At 43.1% G+C, this 19,074-nt stretch carries 9 protein-coding genes; 8 read left to right on the top strand and 1 reads right to left on the bottom strand.

Annotated elements, in window-relative coordinates:
- The first annotated feature begins 163 nt into the window (after nt 1-163).
- From ACT3QP_RS06690 to ACT3QP_RS06725, 8 genes are all read left to right on the top strand, one after another.
- Nucleotides 164-1,165 carry a Xaa-Pro aminopeptidase gene (locus tag ACT3QP_RS06690; RefSeq protein WP_444524939.1) on the top strand — a complete coding sequence of 334 codons (1,002 nt, stop codon included), beginning with the start codon at nt 164-166 and terminating at the stop codon, nt 1,163-1,165.
- Between the two features lie 110 nt (nt 1,166-1,275).
- Nucleotides 1,276-1,935 (top strand): OB-fold-containig protein, encoded by a 660-nt coding sequence (locus ACT3QP_RS06695; RefSeq protein ID WP_192518247.1) that lies wholly within the window; start codon nt 1,276-1,278, stop codon nt 1,933-1,935.
- A 217-nt stretch (nt 1,936-2,152) separates the two neighbouring features.
- Nucleotides 2,153-4,231: a flotillin family protein gene (locus tag ACT3QP_RS06700; protein WP_192518248.1), complete on the top strand. Its 2,079-nt coding sequence runs from the start codon at nt 2,153-2,155 to the stop codon at nt 4,229-4,231.
- 411 nt (nt 4,232-4,642) lie between these two features.
- Nucleotides 4,643-10,813 (top strand): DNA repair ATPase, encoded by a 6,171-nt coding sequence (locus ACT3QP_RS06705; protein ID WP_444524940.1) that lies wholly within the window; start codon nt 4,643-4,645, stop codon nt 10,811-10,813.
- A 116-nt stretch (nt 10,814-10,929) separates the two neighbouring features.
- Entirely contained in the window at nt 10,930-11,100 is a 171-nt protein-coding gene (locus ACT3QP_RS06710) for a DUF2256 domain-containing protein (protein ID WP_444524941.1), read from the top strand.
- Nucleotides 11,101-11,151: 51 nt separating this feature from the next.
- The gene (locus ACT3QP_RS06715; RefSeq protein WP_444524942.1) at nt 11,152-11,304 is read left to right on the top strand and encodes a DUF2256 domain-containing protein; all 153 of its coding nucleotides are present in this window, start codon (nt 11,152-11,154) and stop codon (nt 11,302-11,304) included.
- A gap of 214 nt (nt 11,305-11,518) precedes the next feature.
- Nucleotides 11,519-13,099: an AAA family ATPase gene (locus tag ACT3QP_RS06720; protein ID WP_444524943.1), complete on the top strand. Its 1,581-nt coding sequence runs from the start codon at nt 11,519-11,521 to the stop codon at nt 13,097-13,099.
- Nucleotides 13,090-14,550 (top strand): VWA domain-containing protein, encoded by a 1,461-nt coding sequence (locus tag ACT3QP_RS06725; protein ID WP_444524944.1) that lies wholly within the window; start codon nt 13,090-13,092, stop codon nt 14,548-14,550. Before ACT3QP_RS06720 ends, ACT3QP_RS06725 begins: the two co-directional genes overlap by 10 nt.
- Before the next feature lie 228 nt (nt 14,551-14,778).
- On the opposite strand, the gene metH is transcribed toward ACT3QP_RS06725, so the two are convergent.
- On the bottom strand, nt 14,779-18,585 hold the full coding sequence (gene metH, locus ACT3QP_RS06730) for a methionine synthase (RefSeq protein WP_444524945.1): 3,807 nt from the start codon (nt 18,583-18,585) through the stop codon (nt 14,779-14,781).
- Between the last annotated feature and the right edge of the window lie 489 nt (nt 18,586-19,074).

Below are 19,074 nucleotides of genomic sequence, written 5' to 3' on the forward strand. Positions count from 1 at the left end.
CCTCACGAATAGTGGGGCTTTTTTTGTCTAAAATCAAAGTTAAATGTACGTTACACTAGTGTAACTTTTTATATCTAAACACTATCGTGTAGCGTAGCTATCGATAACTTATAAATGTTTATTTATAACAAATCTATCTATGAACGACTATTGGACTTGTCTTATGCTAAAAGCTTTTGTATTAAAACCAACGATAAATGTGCGTCTGACAAGCAGCACCGTTATCATCGCTGCGATTAGTGTTTTAGCGGGCTGTCAGACATTGCCGAGTAGCGTATCGAAAACATCGGTAGATATGACTGCGAGCAACCCACTAACCGCTCAAATGCCAATAATAGATCGCCAAGGGCGTATTGCTTATGTAGAAGAGCATGGCATGGGTGCCGCAAAAATATCGACGCTTTATAGTATCCGTCCCGACGGTAGTGATCGCCAATTAATTGATCAGTTAAAGGGATATATCTATGCGCCTGCGTGGTCAGCTGATGGCCAAATGCTTGCTTATAGTAAACAAGTCGCTCGTCAACACCCCTATATTTATATCTATGATCAAAAAAGCAACACTAAAAATCTGGTGGTGACTGCAGAAGGCAGTAACTTGTCTGCGTCATTCTCACCTGATGGTCAAAAGATGCTCTATAGCTCTACCATTGATGGTAATGCAGATATTTATGAGATGCATCTCAGCGACGGTAGTACCAAACGGTTGACGACACTGCCGAGTACAGAAGTACAGCCAAGTTATGCGGCAGATGGCAAAAGCTTCGTTTATACCAGTGACAAAGTACGTGCTGGACGTCCAAGTATCTATCGATACCGTTTCGATGATGGACAGGTCAAGCGTTTATCCACGGGCAGCTATGCCGCCAGTCCTCAGCTCAGCTCAGATGGGCAGCAATTGGCTTATCTTGATGGCAGTAAAGCTGCAATTATGACATTGGCTACAGGTCAGATACTATTTCTAGCAGAAACAAGACTCGATGAGCCTGCACGATTGTCCCCATCTGGACAGTATGCAGTCTATCCGATGAGCGCTTCTGCAGTGAGTAATCAAGGCTCTATTAATATGGGAAATTTGGTTATTCAATCACTAACGGGTAACACCAATTTTACGATTAGCAGTGAGGCTGGCGGGGTCATTCGCTCTCCCGTTTGGGGCCGATAATGACGAAATCTATATATTATATAGTGAGATATCTATATAATTATTAATAAAGAAACATAAGTTGATTCTGAAAACCTAGGTTATAGGTACATAAAAGGAGAAAGCGTGTAATGCAAGAGTCGTTTTTAGTATTCATTACTAACATCAGTCTATACCCTACGGTGATTTTTACTGGATTGGTGATGTTTGTGACCTTGTATTGGATAGTTTCCTTACTAGGTATGGCAGATATGGATACAGTCGATATAGGTGATGCAACTGGAGACGGTGGTGACTTAACTTCATCGGGTTTTGTCTCTGGACTTTTACTCAAATTTGGTTTGTATGGCGTACCTCTCATCATTATTCTTAGTTTAATCAGTTTGATTGGTTGGTTGTTAAGCTATTTATACACCAGTTTTTTACACCAAAATTTTGATTCTGGTCTTTGGTATTACGTCTTTGGCACTGGTGCATTTGTTCTTGTCTTGGTGGTATCTATGTGGTTAACAGGTCTCATTATTTCACCCATTCGCAAAAACATTGCCAGAATTCCTAAACGTAATGCTTCTAGCAATATAGGTAAAATTGCTGTGGTACGCACACTTAGCGTGACACATAAGCATGGCGAAGCAGAGCTTAATGATGGCGGTGCAGGGTTGATACTAAAGATACGCTCAGATATCGATGATAATTTGCTAAAGCAAGGGGATAAAGTGATGTTGGTTGAGTATTTAACAGATGCCAATACTTATCGAGTTGCTGTTGTGGAAGATAAAGAAGCATTGTAAAGGTATGAATAGCACTATCTATTTGGAAGAATGAGATTAACAGTTTTAAATTTGATTATAGTCGGTTCAAGGTGACTCAGATATAGCGACGGTGATTAGCAGGGCTGCAAAGCGCACGTGCTATAAAAAGCACGGTAAACACTAGGTTTAGCACGCTTGCCACCGTATCTGATTTACATGGAGTTGATTATAGAATGTTTTAATTAAAGGAATGAATATGGACATACTCATTATCGTCGGCGTGGTGGTTGTGCTGGCGTTTGTTTTCGTCATGGCAGCGCTGCTGATGCTCAAAGCCTTTTATGTAAAGGTTGAGCAGGGTAAAGCGCTGATTATTAACGGCGTTAGTAAAATAGCCGTACGTTTTGATGGTGGTTTTGTTTGGCCAGTTATCAATAAAAAAGAATTGATGCGCATATCGCTCATCACATTAGAAGTGGACAGACGCGGTAAAGAAGGTTTGATTTGCGCAGACAACATGCGTGCTGATATTACCGTGGCATTTTATTTACGCGTCAATGAAACCGAAGAAGATGTGCTAAAAGTCGCCAAATCGGTTGGGGTAGATAGAGCATCAGATAAAGTCGCTGTTAATGAGCTGTTTAATGCAAAGTTCTCTGAAGCATTAAAAACCGTTGGTAAACAGATTGATTTTGTCAAACTTTTCGAAAATCGCAGCGAGTTTCGTGACAGTATTGTCAAAGAAATTGGTAATGATCTAAATGGTTATGTCCTAGAAGATGTTGCGATTGACTATCTGGAGCAAACGCCAAAAGTATCATTAGATTCAAGCAATATCTTGGATTCTGAAGGTATCAAAAAGATTACCCAGTTGACGGCTACGCAAAATGTTATTACTAATGAACTTGAGCGTGATGAAGAGCTAGCGGTTAAAAAGAAAAATGTTGAAACTGTTGAAGCCATGCTTGAGCTTGAGCGTCAACAAGCTGATGCAGAAGCCAAGCAGAAGCGTGAAATCTCGTCAGTGATTGCACGCGAAACTGCCGAAACTCGCAAAATTGAAGAAGAAGAGCGTAAAAAGTCTGAAACCGCTATTATCACGGTTGAGCAAGACTTGGCCATTCAGCGTGAGAATCAGCAGCGTGAAATAGAAGTGGCTGGACAGAATCGTCTGCGTGCAGTCGTGATCGAAGAAGAAAAAGTCACGCGTGCTCGTGATTTAGAAATCGTCTCTCGTGAGCGTGAAGTTGACTTGCAACGTATCGAAGCTGAACGCGCGATTGAGCTTGAGAAAAAAGAAATCGCTAACGTCATTCGTGAACGTATCGCAGTGGACAAAACCGTTGCGCAAGAAGAAGAGCGTATCAAAGAAGTTCGAGAAGTTAGTGAAGCGGATCGAAATAAGCAAACACGCGTCTTAGCAGCAGAAGCCGATGCCGAAGAGCTCAAAGTACGTCAGGTCAAAAAAGCCGAAGCAGAAGAGTTGTCTGCTAAGCACAAAGCTGTTGAGATTACGACGCTTGCTGCCGCTAATCTTGAAGCATCAGCCAAAGATTCAGAAGCCAAAATTAAAATGGCCGAAGGTATCAAAGCAGAAGAGTCGGCACATGGTTTCGCCGAAGCCGCTATTCAAGAAGCCAAGGCTTCATCGCTTGAAAAAGAAGGCATTGCTAAAGCCAACATCATCAAAGCGACAGGACAAGCCGAAGCGCAATCAGAACGTGAAAAAGGCATGGCAGATGCCGAAGTTATCGCTGCTCGCGGCGAGTCTAAGGCAAAAGCTGAGCGTGATATCGGTATGGTAGACGCAGAAATCATCGCAGCTCGCGGTGAATCTACCGCCAGAGCTGAGCGCGAAAAAGGCATGGCCGATGCTGAAATCATTGCAGCTCGCGGTGAGTCTAGTGCCAAAGCAGAACGCGAAGTTGGATTGGCAAAAGCCGAAGTTACTCGCGCGCACTTCCAAGCCGAAGCAGATGGTTTGGTCGAAAAATTCAATGCCATGGGTAGCATGAGCAAAGAAGCACGTGAACACGAAGAGTTCCGCATGGGGCTTGAAACTGCCTTGCAAGAAGCGCTTGCCTCTATTGACGCTGGTAAAGAGATTGCGAAAGAAAATGCTGAAGTATTGGCAGTGGCGCTACAGAAAGCCAAAATCGATATTGTTGGCGGCGAAGCGCATTTCTTTGACAACTTTGCCAAGTCACTGTCTATCGGTAAAGCCATTGATGGCTTAGCGGGTAAGTCAGACACATTGAGCGGTATCATCAATGGCGTGATGGCCAGTCAAGCTATGAAATCTAACCAGCAAAATGATGATAAAACGACTTACTAATAGGGTCTAAATGCCTAGTCTTAACGGGTAAGTATTAGTGAGTAAGTTTTTTACCAATAAGCAAGTTTTTATCGAACAGTATAAATAAGTAATATTCTCTGAAATTCAAAATCTGTCGTTTAGGCGGCAGATTTTTTTGGCTAACTCACGGTGATTCAGAACGATGAATAACGATGAGTTGGCTAATCTAAAAAAACAGCAGTGACGACTCGTTTTCTTAGATTAGCCAAGTGCTTCTTTACTTTCAATGATCCTTTATTGCCCAAAATTCTCTTATAGTGGATTCAGTTTAAAAGAGATACAAGGCAACCGAGTGCAGATGTATATGTGATACTTCAAGCGAGGTTAACGCTGTAGCTCTTTTATAAAGGATTGACTATATTATGTAAAAACAGAAACGGACGAGTAACGATGGCGGATACGCAAACTTCAAAGAACTCAGATAGCAACGATAATAGCAACGACAATAATAATGCTAATCAAGCAAACCAAACCGATCAGGCAGTTGCTTCAGGCAATGCTTATGAGCTCATCAAAAAACGTCTAACGGAACAAGGCGGCCGTTTAGGGCAGCAGACGCAGACGCTAAATAATGCGCGTCTCGAAGAGTTTGGCAGCACCCAGATGCAAGTCATCGCCCGTACTCGTATTCGTACCGAGCACAACTGTGTGGCGCAGGATATGGTGCAGGTTGGTGATTATCTGCTATTTGGTTATAACGTCTTTATGGGGCTCAAGCGTGCGAGCAATATTAAGGATGTATTGTCGCTATATCGTCTGAACGAGCCAGCTGGTAACGAAGAAGAGTATCAGCTCGAAGAAGTCGATTTAAAGGGTACTTTTTTAGATCAAGATGCCTTTGTCCAAGACTTCAATGAGTTATATCGCTATTACAAGCAAACGCGCCTGATTCAAATAACAGTGAAAGACAGCAAGCTACTGTTGGCGTTTCAGATTGGTGAGCGCATCACTGATATTCGAGTGTTCCGTTTCGCATTAGATTTTAGTCAAGGTACGCCAGAGTCGGCGCAAGTCGCTTATGTGGATAATCGAGGCGAGCGTGATATCGAGTTGCCACCTGCTTATGATTTCGACTGGATTGAGACCACCCGTGATCAGATGATCAATGGCAAATACCCACATATGAATATCTTGGATACGATATTTGTGGAAACGGTCGGTGGCGATCTGACCATCAAAATTGAGGACAATACGCAGTCCGGCCAGGGGATTTATAGCGAACCGGTCAATGATCGCACCCAATCGCTGACGGATGCTGAAATTGCGTATGCCAAAGTGGGTAGTCTAATACTGCTCAAAATATTGCCCTATCGTGAAGAAGACTACCGTTATTTTGTTTATAACACTTTGACCGAAGCGGTGCTGCGTTTGGATGCGATTGGACAGTCGTGTGTCCAGCTACCAGAAGACCACGGCATCATGTTTCCGGGTGGTTATTACCTACAGACCGGTGAGTATAAGCTGTTTGAGGCCAATAATGTTGGCGCTACCGACCTGCGCTTTAAGCGTAAAATTGTATCGCCAAATGGAGAAGACGTTCTATTCTTATTCTATGACAGAGACTTAGGCGTTACAGGTCTGTTTCCTTATAATTTGATTAAAAAGCAATTGGCAAACCCTATTTACTGTAACGGTATGGCGTTGGCAGAGGATGGGCGTTTGGTGCTGTTTAGCGACCAAAGCGAGCCATCTCGCATTCATCCGATGCAGATATGGCACACGCCTTATGCCTCACACGAGTATGTGAGTGAGTTGCCTGAGAGCACCAGTTTTTATGGCAAAATTGGTAATAAAGAATTGGTACGCGGTATCTCAGACCTTTATAGCATCACGCGCCTCATTGACAATCAAAGCGTGTCACAGAAGCTCTATGAAGAGCTGACCAATAATACCAGCCGACTCTTTGACAGCTATTACTGGTTGTCTGAGCCTGAGCTGAGCGAAGTCGCCAGCAGTATTAAAGAAGTGACGGCCACGGCTGAACTGGTCATTGACGAGTTCGCTAAAGTACAAAGCATCCAAAAGCAAACCCAAACCGCATTAAGCGATGCTGATACGCAGCAAAGTGAGATTTTGCGGCAGATACGTGTCACTAGTTTTGAGTCTGCCAGTGATTATGTCGATCAGTTGTCCGCATTAAGACGCCAAAAAGGTCGCTTGGTTAGTCTGGAAGACTTGCGTTATTTAGATGCCGATAAGCTACAAGCATTGCAGACACAGTTAGAAGAAGCAGAAAGCGAGCTCGCTGAAAAAACCGTGATGTTTTTGAGTGGCGAAGAGGCGCTATCAAGCTACGAAGGCATATTGGTCGATGTCAGTGAGCGCTTAAATACCGCTGAAACCAATGCTGAATTAAAACCTGTACTAGAGAAAATCGATGAGACCGCACAAGGTTTGGATTTACTAACTGAGCTGTTGGGCACGTTGGATGTAGCCGATGCCACGGTGCGTACGCAAATTATCGACGACATATCGACTATTTATGCCAGCCTAAATCAAAGCAAAGCCAAGCTCAATCATAAGCGTAAAAACTTAGGCTCGGCTGAGGCTGTAGCGCAATTTGGTGCGCAGTTTAAGCTGTTTGGGCAGTCGATTGCCAATGCGTTATCCATTGCCAATACGCCTGAGAAATCAGATGAGCAAATGGCAAAGTTGCTAGTACAGTTAGAGGAGCTTGAAAGCCAGTTCGCTGATCCAGAGACCAACAGTGGCGATCAGTTTTTGGCCGATATCATCAGTAAGCGTGAAGAGATTTACGAGACCTTTGAAAATCACAAGCAGCAATTGCTCGATGCTCGTAACCGTAAAGCGCAAAACTTAGGTGATGGCGCGCTGCGAATGCTCGAAAGTATCAAGAAGCGGACACAAAGCACTGGCGTCACAGGCTTTACCGAGGAAGAAGCGCTCAATACGTATTTTGCGGCTGATGGCCTGGTACAAAAAGTCCGCAACATCGCAAAAGAGCTACAAGCGATGGACTTTAGCGTCAAAGCAGATGACATCGACGCGCGCCTAAAAGCCATTCAAATCGAGAGTTATAAGAGTCTAAAAGACAAGTCGGATTTGTTTGAAGATGGTGGTCAGATTATCAAGCTGGGCAAGCACCGTTTTTCAGTCAATACTCAGCCATTAGATTTGACTTTATTGAGCCGTCAGCAGTCAGATGGCAATCGTGTATTAAACCTGCATCTAACGGGTACAGACTATTATGAAGTGCTTAATAATACTGAGCTGAACGCCTTGCGTCCGTATTGGGACATGAATATCGCTTCTGAGTCTGACAAGGTATATCGCGCTGAGTATTTGGCATACAGCATCATTGAGAGTGCCAAAAACAGTCAGGACGGCTTAACCGAAGAGCGTCTATATCAAGCATACGATGCGACCATCATTACCCTCGATGTGAATGGTGATATTGACAATGACAGTCCATTGTCCAAATTGGTCAAAGCGTATGCTACTCCTCGCTATCAGCTAGGTTATGATAAAGGCATTCATGATCATGATGCGACGTTATTACTGATGCAGATATTGCCGACGCTACGTGAGGCAGGGCTGCTGATTTATACCCCGCAAGTACGAGCATTGGCGCAGTTGTTTTATTGGCAGCTCAATATCGTACAAGCGCTTGGCTTAGACAGCTTACGCCAGTTCGGTTACGACGCTTGGTTAAATGAATCTGTGCTAACGCGCGCGAGTAACTGGACAGATCGAGCCGCGACTGCCGAGCAGTTACGCCGTGCATTGGGTAGTGATAAGGCAAAATCGCTATTGGTTGAAGACATGAGCCAAGTGATGCGTGATTTTGTGAGCACTTATAACGACGACAGTAGTGATGAAGTTGTCAAAGAGCCAACCGTAGAAACAGATGCAAATATAAGTGACGATCACAGTGCTAGTATCTTTAAACTAAGCTATGTGCAACTGGCCTGCGAGTATCTGGTTAGTGTCATGGGGCAGTCAATGCAAGCGGCTACCCCTAATGCCAGTACGCATAAAATACACTGGCAAACCAGCCAACAAGCGCAGCAGTTGTGTGAGCAGCTAAGCCAAACGCTAAGCGCTTCATCAGCTAGTATGCAAGCGACTGCCAGTTTTGATCAATTACAATCTTCAATCGGTAAGCTTGGCTTTCAGCCAAAATCAGCCTATGAGCTATTGACCACATGGTTTCATGCGTTACTTGATAAGACTTACGGTAATACTGACTCGGCCAATGCAGCAGCGGATGGTATCGATGAAGACGGCGAGCTCAGTGAAGAGCAGCTGGCCGAGATTGCAGAAAAAGAGGCGTTACGCAAACAGCAGCTAGAAAGTGGCCGTCATTATGTGCCGGAGGCGATTGCGGTATTACTCACTCAATTGAACGATGCCCAACGTGAAGCTTTGGTGCAGCGACTGATTGACTCAGGTGCTAGCTTTGGTAAAGGGGCTTTTAATAAAGGGCAAGGTAGTAAAAAAATAGATAATCAAGGCGCAAGTGGAACACCATCGGCCTTGTCATTTTCTTCAATCAGCTCATCGCCAGTTTCATCGACTACATCATTGACCAGTATTAACAACCCGCTCAATCAAGTGCAAAGTTTTGAGCGTAGTACGGGCAAGGTATCGCTTGAGATTCAGGTGAATAACTTGCTAGGTGAGCATCCACGCATTCATCAGCAGACTCTAACCTTTGCCGTCGACGACTTCTTAAATCGTCTGCATCATCATGATACTCAAGTTATCCCTGCCTATAGACGTTATCTGGCCATGCGCTCAGAGATTTTGCATGACTCAAAAGAGACGTTACGGCTAGACGAGTTTATGCCGCGTCCATTGTCCTCATTTGTACGTAACCGTCTGATTAATGAGAGCTACCTGCCTCTCATCGGTGACAATCTTGCCAAACAGATGGGTACAGTCGGTGAGGATAAGCGTACCGATTTGATGGGTATCCTGATGATGATATCGCCACCAGGGTATGGTAAGACGACCTTGATGGAGTACGTGGCAAATCGTCTTGGCCTTATCTTTATGAAGATTAACTGTCCGTCACTCGGTCATGATGTGACGTCTTTAGATCCCGAAAAAGCGCCCAATGCCACCGCACGAGAAGAGTTGAATAAAATCAACTTAGCCTTTGAGATGGGCAATAATGTCATGCTCTATCTCGATGATATTCAGCATACGCATGCGGAATTTTTACAGAAGTTTATCTCACTCGGTGATGGTACGCGCCGTATCGATGGCGTCTGGCAAGGTAAAACCAAAACCTATGACATGCGTGGCAAAAAGTTCTGCGTGGTCATGGCTGGTAACCCATATACCGAGAGCGGTGAGGCATTTAAAGTGCCAGATATGCTCGCCAACCGTGCCGATATCTATAACTTAGGCGATATCATGAGCGGTATGGAAGAGGTGTTTGCCCTCAGTTATATCGAAAACTCGCTGACTTCTAATACAGTGCTAGCACCAATGGCCAACCGTGATTTAAGCGATGTGCATCGTTTGATTAAAATGGCAAAAGCGGACAATGCCAACCTTGCCCAAGCCCAAAGCAGCGAGCTGACCTATCCGTATAGCACTTCAGAGATTAATGAAATTGTCGCAATCTTGCGTCATATGTTTAAAGTGCAAGAAGTTATTCTTGATGTTAACCAAGCCTATATTGCCTCCGCTTCGCAAGATGATAAGTACCGTGTTGAGCCGATATTTAAGCTGCAAGGCAGTTATCGTAATATGAATAAGATGACCGAAAAGCTGTCGGCGGTCATGAATGAAAGTGAGCTGAACCAGCTGATAGATGATCACTATCTGGGCGAGTCGCAGCTATTGACCCAAGGCGCGGAGAGTAATTTACTCAAGCTTGGTGAGATGCGCGGCATCTTGAGTGAAGAAGAGACGGAGCGCTGGGAGCAGATCAAAGCCGATTTCTTACGTAACAAAGCGATGGGCGGTGAAGATGGTGATACAGGTGCGCGTATCGTCGCGCAACTGGTCGACTTGGCCAGTGGCTTCAATGCCATCAGTAGCCAGTTTGAAACCTATTTATCAAAAAATGACCCAGAGAAAATCGCTCGCTTACGTGAAGCAGGGCAGCAGTCACAGTTAGAGGCTCAACGAGAATCGCAAAAAATTCTCGCCGATAGCGTCATTAATAATGCGAAAGTGGTCAGCGATAGTATCGATAGTGGCTTTGAGAAAAGCGTGAATCAATTGCTGCAAATATATAAGCATGACCATAAAGCAGAAGGCGAATATCTCAAGCAAAACCAATATGCACAAAAACAACTCATGGTGCAGCTGGTCAATGCGGTAGAGCAACTGGCGCAAAAAATGGCAGATAGCTTGATTAGCAATAATGACAATCAGGTAAATAATAGTCAGCTAGTAGAGAGCGATGTACCTGATGTGCAGCAGCAGACGGCACTGATGGCAACTGCTCTCAAAGACGCACTGGCGCCATTGACGATGCGCATGGATGAGAAGCTGGCGATTGATACCAGTACTGATCAATCTGGCAAGCTAATCGTCAATAGTCTTAATCGTCTAAACAAGATATTTGACGACTATGATTAGTAGTCATCATTAGTAGCTATGATTAATAGTCATGATTAGTAATTATGACTATTAACCGTGCTTAGTAGGCGATAGTGACACATGACTGATGTCGTAAACGAACCAATGAGAAAGCTATGGCGCACAAAAAGAAGAACGTTCGCAAAAAACTTTGCCCTGTCTGCGAGCGCGAGTTTAGCTGGACTAAGAAGCTGGATAAAAACTGGGATAGCATGGTCTATTGCTCCGACCAATGCCGCCGCGTTAAAAAGTATGAAGGGCTTGATTATCAAAAAGAAGATAAGTAGGCAGTAAACATTAATCATAGATATTAGATATACGGCACAAGAGAGCAGACGATGGCACATAAAAAAGTAAATTTACCGCAAAAAACCTGCTCCGTCTGCCAGCGCTCATTTACGTGGCGTAAGAAATGGGAGAAAGATTGGGAGCAGGTGATTTACTGTTCTGAGCGGTGTCGGCGGGCTAGGAAGAATCAGAACGTAGAATAGCCAGATTAATATGCGCTAAAATTAAAGTAAGTTCTGCTTAACATTTCTATTTTACGAAATCACTGGCACACTTATTATTATCTATCGTTATTTTAATTACATGAATGGTTTACTTAATCCTCATTTTAGAAAAAATGATAACTCAAGTCGTGATCATATAGCAGCTAAAACTTTAAATAGATTCTTAATACAATCAATGGGACATTGAAGAAATATGGTGAACAAAACTCAAAAACTAAACGATGCAGATTTAAATATTCAAGCACGTATATCAAAGCTATTGGAAGAGTTAACTGCTGATATGTATGAGCGTAATCAAACCATGGCAATTGCTTTGCTAGGTGCTATTACAGGACATAACACTTTCTTATTAGGTCCACCTGGTACAGCAAAAAGTCTAATATCAAGAAGACTGACAGCTGCCTTTGAGGTTCCTAAATATTTTGAATATTTAATGAATCGTTTTAGCACACCAGAAGAGATATTTGGTCCTGTGTCTATCAAAGAGTTAAAAGAAGATCGTTATATTCGCCAAATTGACGATTACTTACCAACCGCAGATTTCGCATTTTTAGATGAGATTTGGAAATCTAGTCCAGCAATTTTGAATAATTTATTGACTATCATTAATGAGCATACTTTCAGAAATGGTAAAGAAATCATCAAAGTACCATTGAAGTCCTTGATTGCTGCCTCTAATGAAGTACCACCACCAAACCAAGGGTTAGAAGCACTTTATGATCGTTTTGTAATTCGGTTATTTGTACCACCTATCGAGCAAGAGAATAATTTTAATCATCTAATAAACAGCAGACCCAGTTCTGAAAGCCCATCTGTTAGTCCTGACCTAATTATTAGTTATGATGAGATAGAAGAATGGCGCAATAGCCTACAGTCAGTGACGTTAAGCGATGATACCTTATTGGTGATCAAGTACATACGACAAAAGCTGATCTCAAAGTCAGAAGAGCTGGAAGTTTATGTATCTGATCGCCGTTGGCAACGAGCCGCAATGCTACTAAAAGCTTCAGCGTTTTGCAATGGGCGTACGGAGACGAATCATAGCGATGCGTTATTGCTGAAATACTGTCTGTGGACGACAATGGATAATCGAGGAGCGGTACAAAATATTGTGACGAGTACAATTGAAAGTTGTGGATTTGATACTGATATTAATCTAGCCAAACTCGATCAAGAGAAGGAAACACTGGATAATGAGGTAAATAAAGAGCTTTATTACTCTAAAGATATTTATGATGTAGTTCAACTGAATAACGATAAGGATTACTTTGAAGTTACTGCCACATTTACACGCAAAGGATACGAGAGATATCAGGACGAGAGTAAAATTTTTAAACTTTATATTCCTGCTGATAAATTTAAAACTCATGAAGAATTTAATGTAGTCGATGAGTCAGGTAACTTATTTAATGATATTCAAGGAACATTTGGAGGTCAAGGTAGCTGTGAGTTAACATTTAGTAATCGCGGATATAATAACTATAATAGTTTTACTTTTCGTCCAAATATTTTGTGTAAGAAAGGTGATAAAAAGAAAAACATAAATAAAAGGTTAGTTAGCTCATTAGCAAAGTCTGTAAAAGATATCCGCCAAGAATTAACCGAAGTTCTAAAGCAAGTAGAAGAAAAGTCTATCAAATATAAGAAACATCTTGCTAGTCCTTTTGTGACGGAAGAAGAGGTTGGTACTGCTATAACAGGAATAACTAAACAGGTAGAGCAGCTTAAATTACGAATTGCAGACTGTGAGCGTCTGGAGGCGTTATGTCGCTAGACCTCTCAACCCACGGTAAAAATATCATTGAAGAAGTTGTCAAAAAAAAATATGCGTATTTATACAGTCAAAATGATATATCCCGACAAGTCACTGCCCAAATAGAGGAGTGGCAATTTAAAACTAAATTAGAAATCTTACAACAAGATATATTTTCTGAGCATCAGAGTAAATTAACCCAGTGGCTTGACTGTTATACCAAAGACTCAAATGAATTGAACCCGAAAGCTGTCGAAGAGTATCTAAGTTTCTGCTCAGAGGTTGGTGTTCCTGCAAACTTATCCTATTGGAAGAAAGCTTTAAAAGAGAACAAAGACACCTCAAAGCAAACAAGTGACAAAAAGCCGCACTTTCAACTTTTGCTACATGAATGGCAAAAGCATCTGGATGTCGCCCAAGCACGTTGGCAATTAGAAGAGTTACAATCACGACGCGACCAGTTTTTAGAGCAGCTAATTGAATGGATGGAGTTAATAAAACAGCTGGACCAAAACCTATGTGAGTTCGGATTTGAACTAGGTGTTTGGTTTGATGACAGTTTAGGTAGCTTAAGTAAGCAGAATATTGATGTTCTCAAGCGTTGGTTAAATTACTTACAAAATGATGAGGGCGTTAAGAAAATAGCGGACTTATTGGGTAAAATGCGCCAAATAGAACACACAAGTGAAATAGAGCGTGTACAGCAAACTATCGAGTTACAAACACCAATCGTCGATACCAATTCGAAAGAAGAGATTATTGGTTTACGTTTAGCCAAAGATTTAGAGCATGCGCTACCGTCTGAACTTGCTTTAATGTCAGACCCAGATACAGCAATTCTTTTTGATTTAAAGTATCTAGAAGCGAAGTTGCTTTGCTTTGAGTTACAAGGGCTGACATATCAGAAGACAGAAGTAGAAATAACTGTTGAAGTAGAAAAAGAGACAGAAGAAAAGCTAGGTCCGATGATACTATGCATTGATACAAGTGGTTCCATGCAAGGTACACCAGAAAGCATTGCAAAAGCAGTTACTCTTTTCTTGGGGGTTAAAGCTAAAAACCAAAATAGACCATGTTTTGTTATTAATTTTTCTACTAATATAGAAACGTTTGAAGTAACTAGTGTAACAGGTATAGCTGAATTGACAGGTTTCCTTAGTCAGTCATTTCATGGGGGTACGGATGTTGCTCCAGCACTTCGTTATGCGATAAAACTATTAGAAACTGAAAAATATGAAAAATCAGATGTATTAGTAATATCTGATTTCGTGATGAGCGACTTGCCAGAAAGCTTATTGAAAGATTTAGAGCAACAAAAACTGAATGGCAATCAGTTTAATTCATTAGTGATAGGTGATCTGTTTATGTATAACCGCGTAGAAAATTACTTTGATAATGAGTTTATATATAACCCTAAATCACACCAAATACAGGAATTACTTCAATTTACTGCGCTGCAGAAGAGTAGGTGATTTCTAATATTATTGAATTCTGCCGCCAGAAACTCAGCTAAGTAGATTTTTAGTGAGTATAGTCAACGGTCAGTGTCAAACTACAATGGTTAGCAGAAGAGAAGAAATGTTACGGTCAAACACAGTTGTTTGAAGTGTGTAAGCAGATACAAGCAAAAGCGAGATTGGTTACTTAAGCAACCAATCTCGCATCAAATATTTCTCTAAAACGTTTTAATCCAAACTATCTTACAAATTCGGATTCAGCCACTTCTCAGCCGTTTTCATATCCCAGCCTTTACGCTCCGCATAACTCTCTAACTGATCACGACTAATCTTACCGACATTGAAGTACTCACTATCAGGGTGCGAGTAATAGAATCCGCTGACCGATGACGCAGGCCACATCGCATAGCTTTCGGTTAGCGTTGTACCGATAGCATCTACCGTACCAAGCCAATCAAACAGTTTGCCTTTTTCGGTATGCTCAGGGCAAGCAGGGTAGCCAGGCGCAGGGCGGATGCCCACGTATTTTTCTTTAATCATCTCATCATTAGTGAGTGACTCAGTCGGCTGGTAACCCCAATATTCTTTACGGATCAGCTCGTGCAAATGTTCCGCGAATGCTTCTGCTAAACGGTCAGATAATGCCTGTACCATAATCGCATTATAGTCATCACCTGCCGCTTTATATTGTTCAGCGAGTGCTTCTGTACCCACGATGGAGACGGTAAAGCCGCCCAAATGGTCAGTATGCGTCTCTGATGGCGAGATAAAGTCAGCCAAGCTAAAGTTCGGCTTGCCGCTTGCTTTGTCGCTTTGTTGACGTAAGTGCTCGAACTGATAGGTTGGGCTGCCACCATCATTAGGTGCATTGTCATATACAGTGACCGTGTCTGCACCCGTACGGCGAGCGGGCATGATTTTAAATACCCCTTTAGCGACGATTAATTTTTCATCAATCATCTTTTGCATCAGCTCATTGGCATTATCAAACAGATCACGCGCGGCTTCACCCACCACATCATCTTGCAAGATTTTTGGGTATTTGCCTGCCAGTCCCCAAGAGATAAAGAATGGCGTCCAGTCAATATAAGGCAGCAAGTTAGTGATGGGGTAGTCATCCAATATCACTTGCCCCAGTTTATTTGGCACTGGCGGCACATAATTATCCCAGTCACCTTTAAAGCCCATTTTAATTGACTCAGCATACGATACTTTGGCCGCTTTTGGTTTACGCTTAGCCAGACGCTCGCGTACCTTGGCGTATTCTGTGCGGGTCTCATCGATCAGCGCTTGGCGATGCTCTTTTGAGAGCAGCTTGGTCACCACACCGACTGAGCGCGAGGCATCAGTGACATAGATGACGCCATCGTTTTGATATTGCGGCTCAACCTTAACCGCAGTATGCGCTTTAGAGGTTGTCGCGCCGCCAATCATCAATGGTAAGGTCATGCCGCGCTCTTGCATTTGCTTGGCGACATAGACCATCTCATCGAGACTTGGGGTAATTAGACCAGATAAACCAATGATATCAACTTTTTCTTTGATCGCGGTATCGAGGATGGTCTCACAAGGTACCATCACGCCCAAGTCAATGATGTCGTAACCGTTACAACCGAGTACCACGCCCACGATGTTTTTACCGATATCATGCACGTCGCCTTTGACGGTCGCCATCAGGATTTTACCTTTGACTTCGCCTTCGACCTTTTCGGCTTCGATATACGGGTTGAGCCAAGCGACTGACTGCTTCATTACGCGGGCAGATTTGACCACTTGCGGTAGGAACATTTTACCTGCACCAAATAAATCACCGACGATATTCATACCGTCCATCAGTGGGCCTTCGATGACTTCTAGCGGCTTGGGATATTTCTCCCATGCCTCTTTGGTATCCGCTTCGATAAAGGTAGTGATGCCTTTGACCAGTGCATGCGCGATGCGATCTTCTACTGTGCCTTCACGCCAGCTCATATCGACCGTACTTTCTTTTTTCTTACCACCATCTTGGTAATGTTCAGCGGCGGTCATCAGGCGTTCAGTGGCATCTTGGCCAGTTTCACCTTGGTTGCGGTTGAGCATGACATCTTCGATGGCGTTACGGGCATCGATAGGAATATCATCATACAGCTCAAGCATGGCAGGGTTGACGATACCCATGGTCAAACCGTTTTTGATCGCGTGAAATAAGAATACCGAGTTGATCGCTTCACGGATTGGGTTACCACGGAAACTAAACGACACGTTAGACACACCGCCCGATACCATGGCATTGGGCAAGTTTTCGGTAATCCATTTAGTGGCGTTAATAAAGTCGGCACCGTAGTTATTGTGCTCGGTGATACCGGTAGCGACGGCAAAGATATTGGGGTCAAAAATAATATCTTCAGATGGGAAGCCAACTTCGTTCACCAACACATCATAGCTGCGCTGGCAAATTTCAGTTTTACGCTCGTAAGTATCGGCCTGCCCATCTTCATCAAAGGCCATCACGATAATGGCGGCACCGTAACGCATACACAGCTTGGCTTTTTCGACGAACTCAGCGTGGCCTTCTTTTAATGAGATTGAGTTGACGACAGATTTACCCTGCGTGCGTTTTAGACCTTCTTCGATGATGTCCCATTTAGAGGAGTCAATCATTAGGGGCACACGGCTGATATCTGGCTCACCTGATACGAGATTGACAAAGTGAATCATGGCTTGCTTGGAGTCGAGCATGCCCTCATCCATATTGATATCGACGATTTGTGCGCCGCCTTCGACCTGATCGCGTGCCACATCAAGTGCTTCGGTGTAGGCTTCGGTTTTGATCAAGCGTAAAAACTTTTTAGAACCTGTCACGTTGGTACGTTCACCGACATTGACAAATAAGCTGTCAGCGGTGATGGTAAAAGGCTCAAGTCCTGACAAACGGCAGGCAGGGGCGATTTCAGGAATCACACGTGGTGGATAGTTTTTCACCATGTTAGCGATTTGGCGGATGTGTTCTGGCGTGGTACCACAACAGCCGCCGACGATATTTAAGATACCGGCTTTAGCAAAGCCTTCTAGCAATGCTGTCGTTTCTTCTGCCGTTTCATCATACTCACCAAACTCGTTGGGCAGACCAGCGTTTGGATGCGCTGAGACATAAGTGTCAGCGATATTGGACAACGTTTGGATATGCGGGCGTAGAGCATCGGCCCCAAGCGCACAGTTAAAGCCAACGCTTAACGGTTTGGCATGGCGAACTGAATTATAAAACGCCTCAGCCGTTTGACCTGATAATGTACGGCCTGACGCGTCAGTAATGGTGCCTGAAATCATAATAGGCAGCTCAAAACCAATGTCATCAAACACGCCCGTAATAGCAAAAATCGCTGCTTTAGCATTGAGCGTATCAAAAATGGTCTCAATCAATATAAGATCAATACCGCCTTCAATTAAAGCCAATGTCGCTTCACGGTAGTTGAGTACCAATTCATCAAAGGTAATGTTACGAAAAGCAGGGTCGTTGACATCTGGTGACAGCGAGCAGGTACGTGAGGTCGGGCCAACCACACCTGCCACAAAGCGGGGCTTGTCTGGTGTCTTGGCAGTAAACTCATCGGCCGCCGCACGTGCAATCTGCGCAGCCGTTTTATTCAGCTCTGGTACCAAATATTCCATATCGTAGTCGGCCATCGACAGACGCGTACCGTTAAAGCTGTTGGTTTCGATGATATCGGCACCAGCACCAAGATGGTCATCATGAATCTCTTTAATCATTTGTGGCTGCGACAGTACCAATAAATCGTTATTGCCGCGTACATCTTGGCTGATATCAGCAAAACGCTCACCGCGATAATCGGCTTCTTCTAGTTTATAGGTTTGAATCTGCGTCCCCATCGCCCCGTCTAACATCAAAATTTTGGATGCCATTTGCTCGGTGATACGTGCCCGAGCTGTTAATTGCTGCTCTTTATAAGGAAAAACAGCAGGTGGCGTTAGGACAAAGTCATCAGTAGATTGTGATGAGCTAGAAGTAACATCAGTTTGAGAAGAAGTATGTGAAGTTGTCGTTTGAGTCATAGGAGCGCTGCTTATATCGTCAATGTTATAAAAGAAAGGAATAACAAACGGGATGCAAATTCTTATCAGTTAAATAGAGTGGGAAAGTCGTATTATTTTAGCATGAAAATCGCATAGCACGAGGAATAGTGCTGACTCTGCTTCGGTAATGTCGTCGACAAACTGTCTGTTTTTTTTAGTTAGTTAGAGTCCATGGCATAAAGTAGGTAGGCACAAATGAATAACTATTCACTCAAAGATTACATAAAGCTTTGCTTGTATAAACCAAAGTCAAACATGACTCTTAAAAGTCAGACAGAACTTACACCGCTGCTACAAAAACAGCGTAAAGGTATATTGATAAACTTTTTTGAGATGTTAATTTGATTTCAGAAGAATTAGCATTGCGTAAGTAATACTTACTAATGAATGTTAATGGCTTTTACCAAAAACGTTTTTACTAAAGCCGTTTTTAACAAAAAAGTATGCACGTTTGTACCGACGTAATAG

The organism is Psychrobacter sp. AOP7-B1-24, assembly GCF_052376215.1.
Classification (GTDB): domain Bacteria; phylum Pseudomonadota; class Gammaproteobacteria; order Pseudomonadales; family Moraxellaceae; genus Psychrobacter.

Bases quoted from the DNA above. Each gene is read 5' to 3' on its own strand.
- ACT3QP_RS06695 (WP_192518247.1), top strand. From the start codon at position 1,276: ATGCAAGAGTCGTTTTTAGTATTCATTACTAACATCAGTCTATACCCT.
- ACT3QP_RS06710 (WP_444524941.1), top strand. From the start codon at position 10,930: ATGGCGCACAAAAAGAAGAACGTTCGCAAAAAACTTTGCCCTGTCTGC.
- metH (WP_444524945.1), bottom strand. From the start codon at position 18,585: ATGACTCAAACGACAACTTCACATACTTCTTCTCAAACTGATGTTACT.
- ACT3QP_RS06725 (WP_444524944.1), top strand. From the start codon at position 13,090: ATGTCGCTAGACCTCTCAACCCACGGTAAAAATATCATTGAAGAAGTT.
- ACT3QP_RS06705 (WP_444524940.1), top strand. From the start codon at position 4,643: ATGGCGGATACGCAAACTTCAAAGAACTCAGATAGCAACGATAATAGC.
- ACT3QP_RS06720 (WP_444524943.1), top strand. From the start codon at position 11,519: ATGGTGAACAAAACTCAAAAACTAAACGATGCAGATTTAAATATTCAA.
- ACT3QP_RS06690 (WP_444524939.1), top strand. From the start codon at position 164: ATGCTAAAAGCTTTTGTATTAAAACCAACGATAAATGTGCGTCTGACA.
- ACT3QP_RS06715 (WP_444524942.1), top strand. From the start codon at position 11,152: ATGGCACATAAAAAAGTAAATTTACCGCAAAAAACCTGCTCCGTCTGC.
- ACT3QP_RS06700 (WP_192518248.1), top strand. From the start codon at position 2,153: ATGGACATACTCATTATCGTCGGCGTGGTGGTTGTGCTGGCGTTTGTT.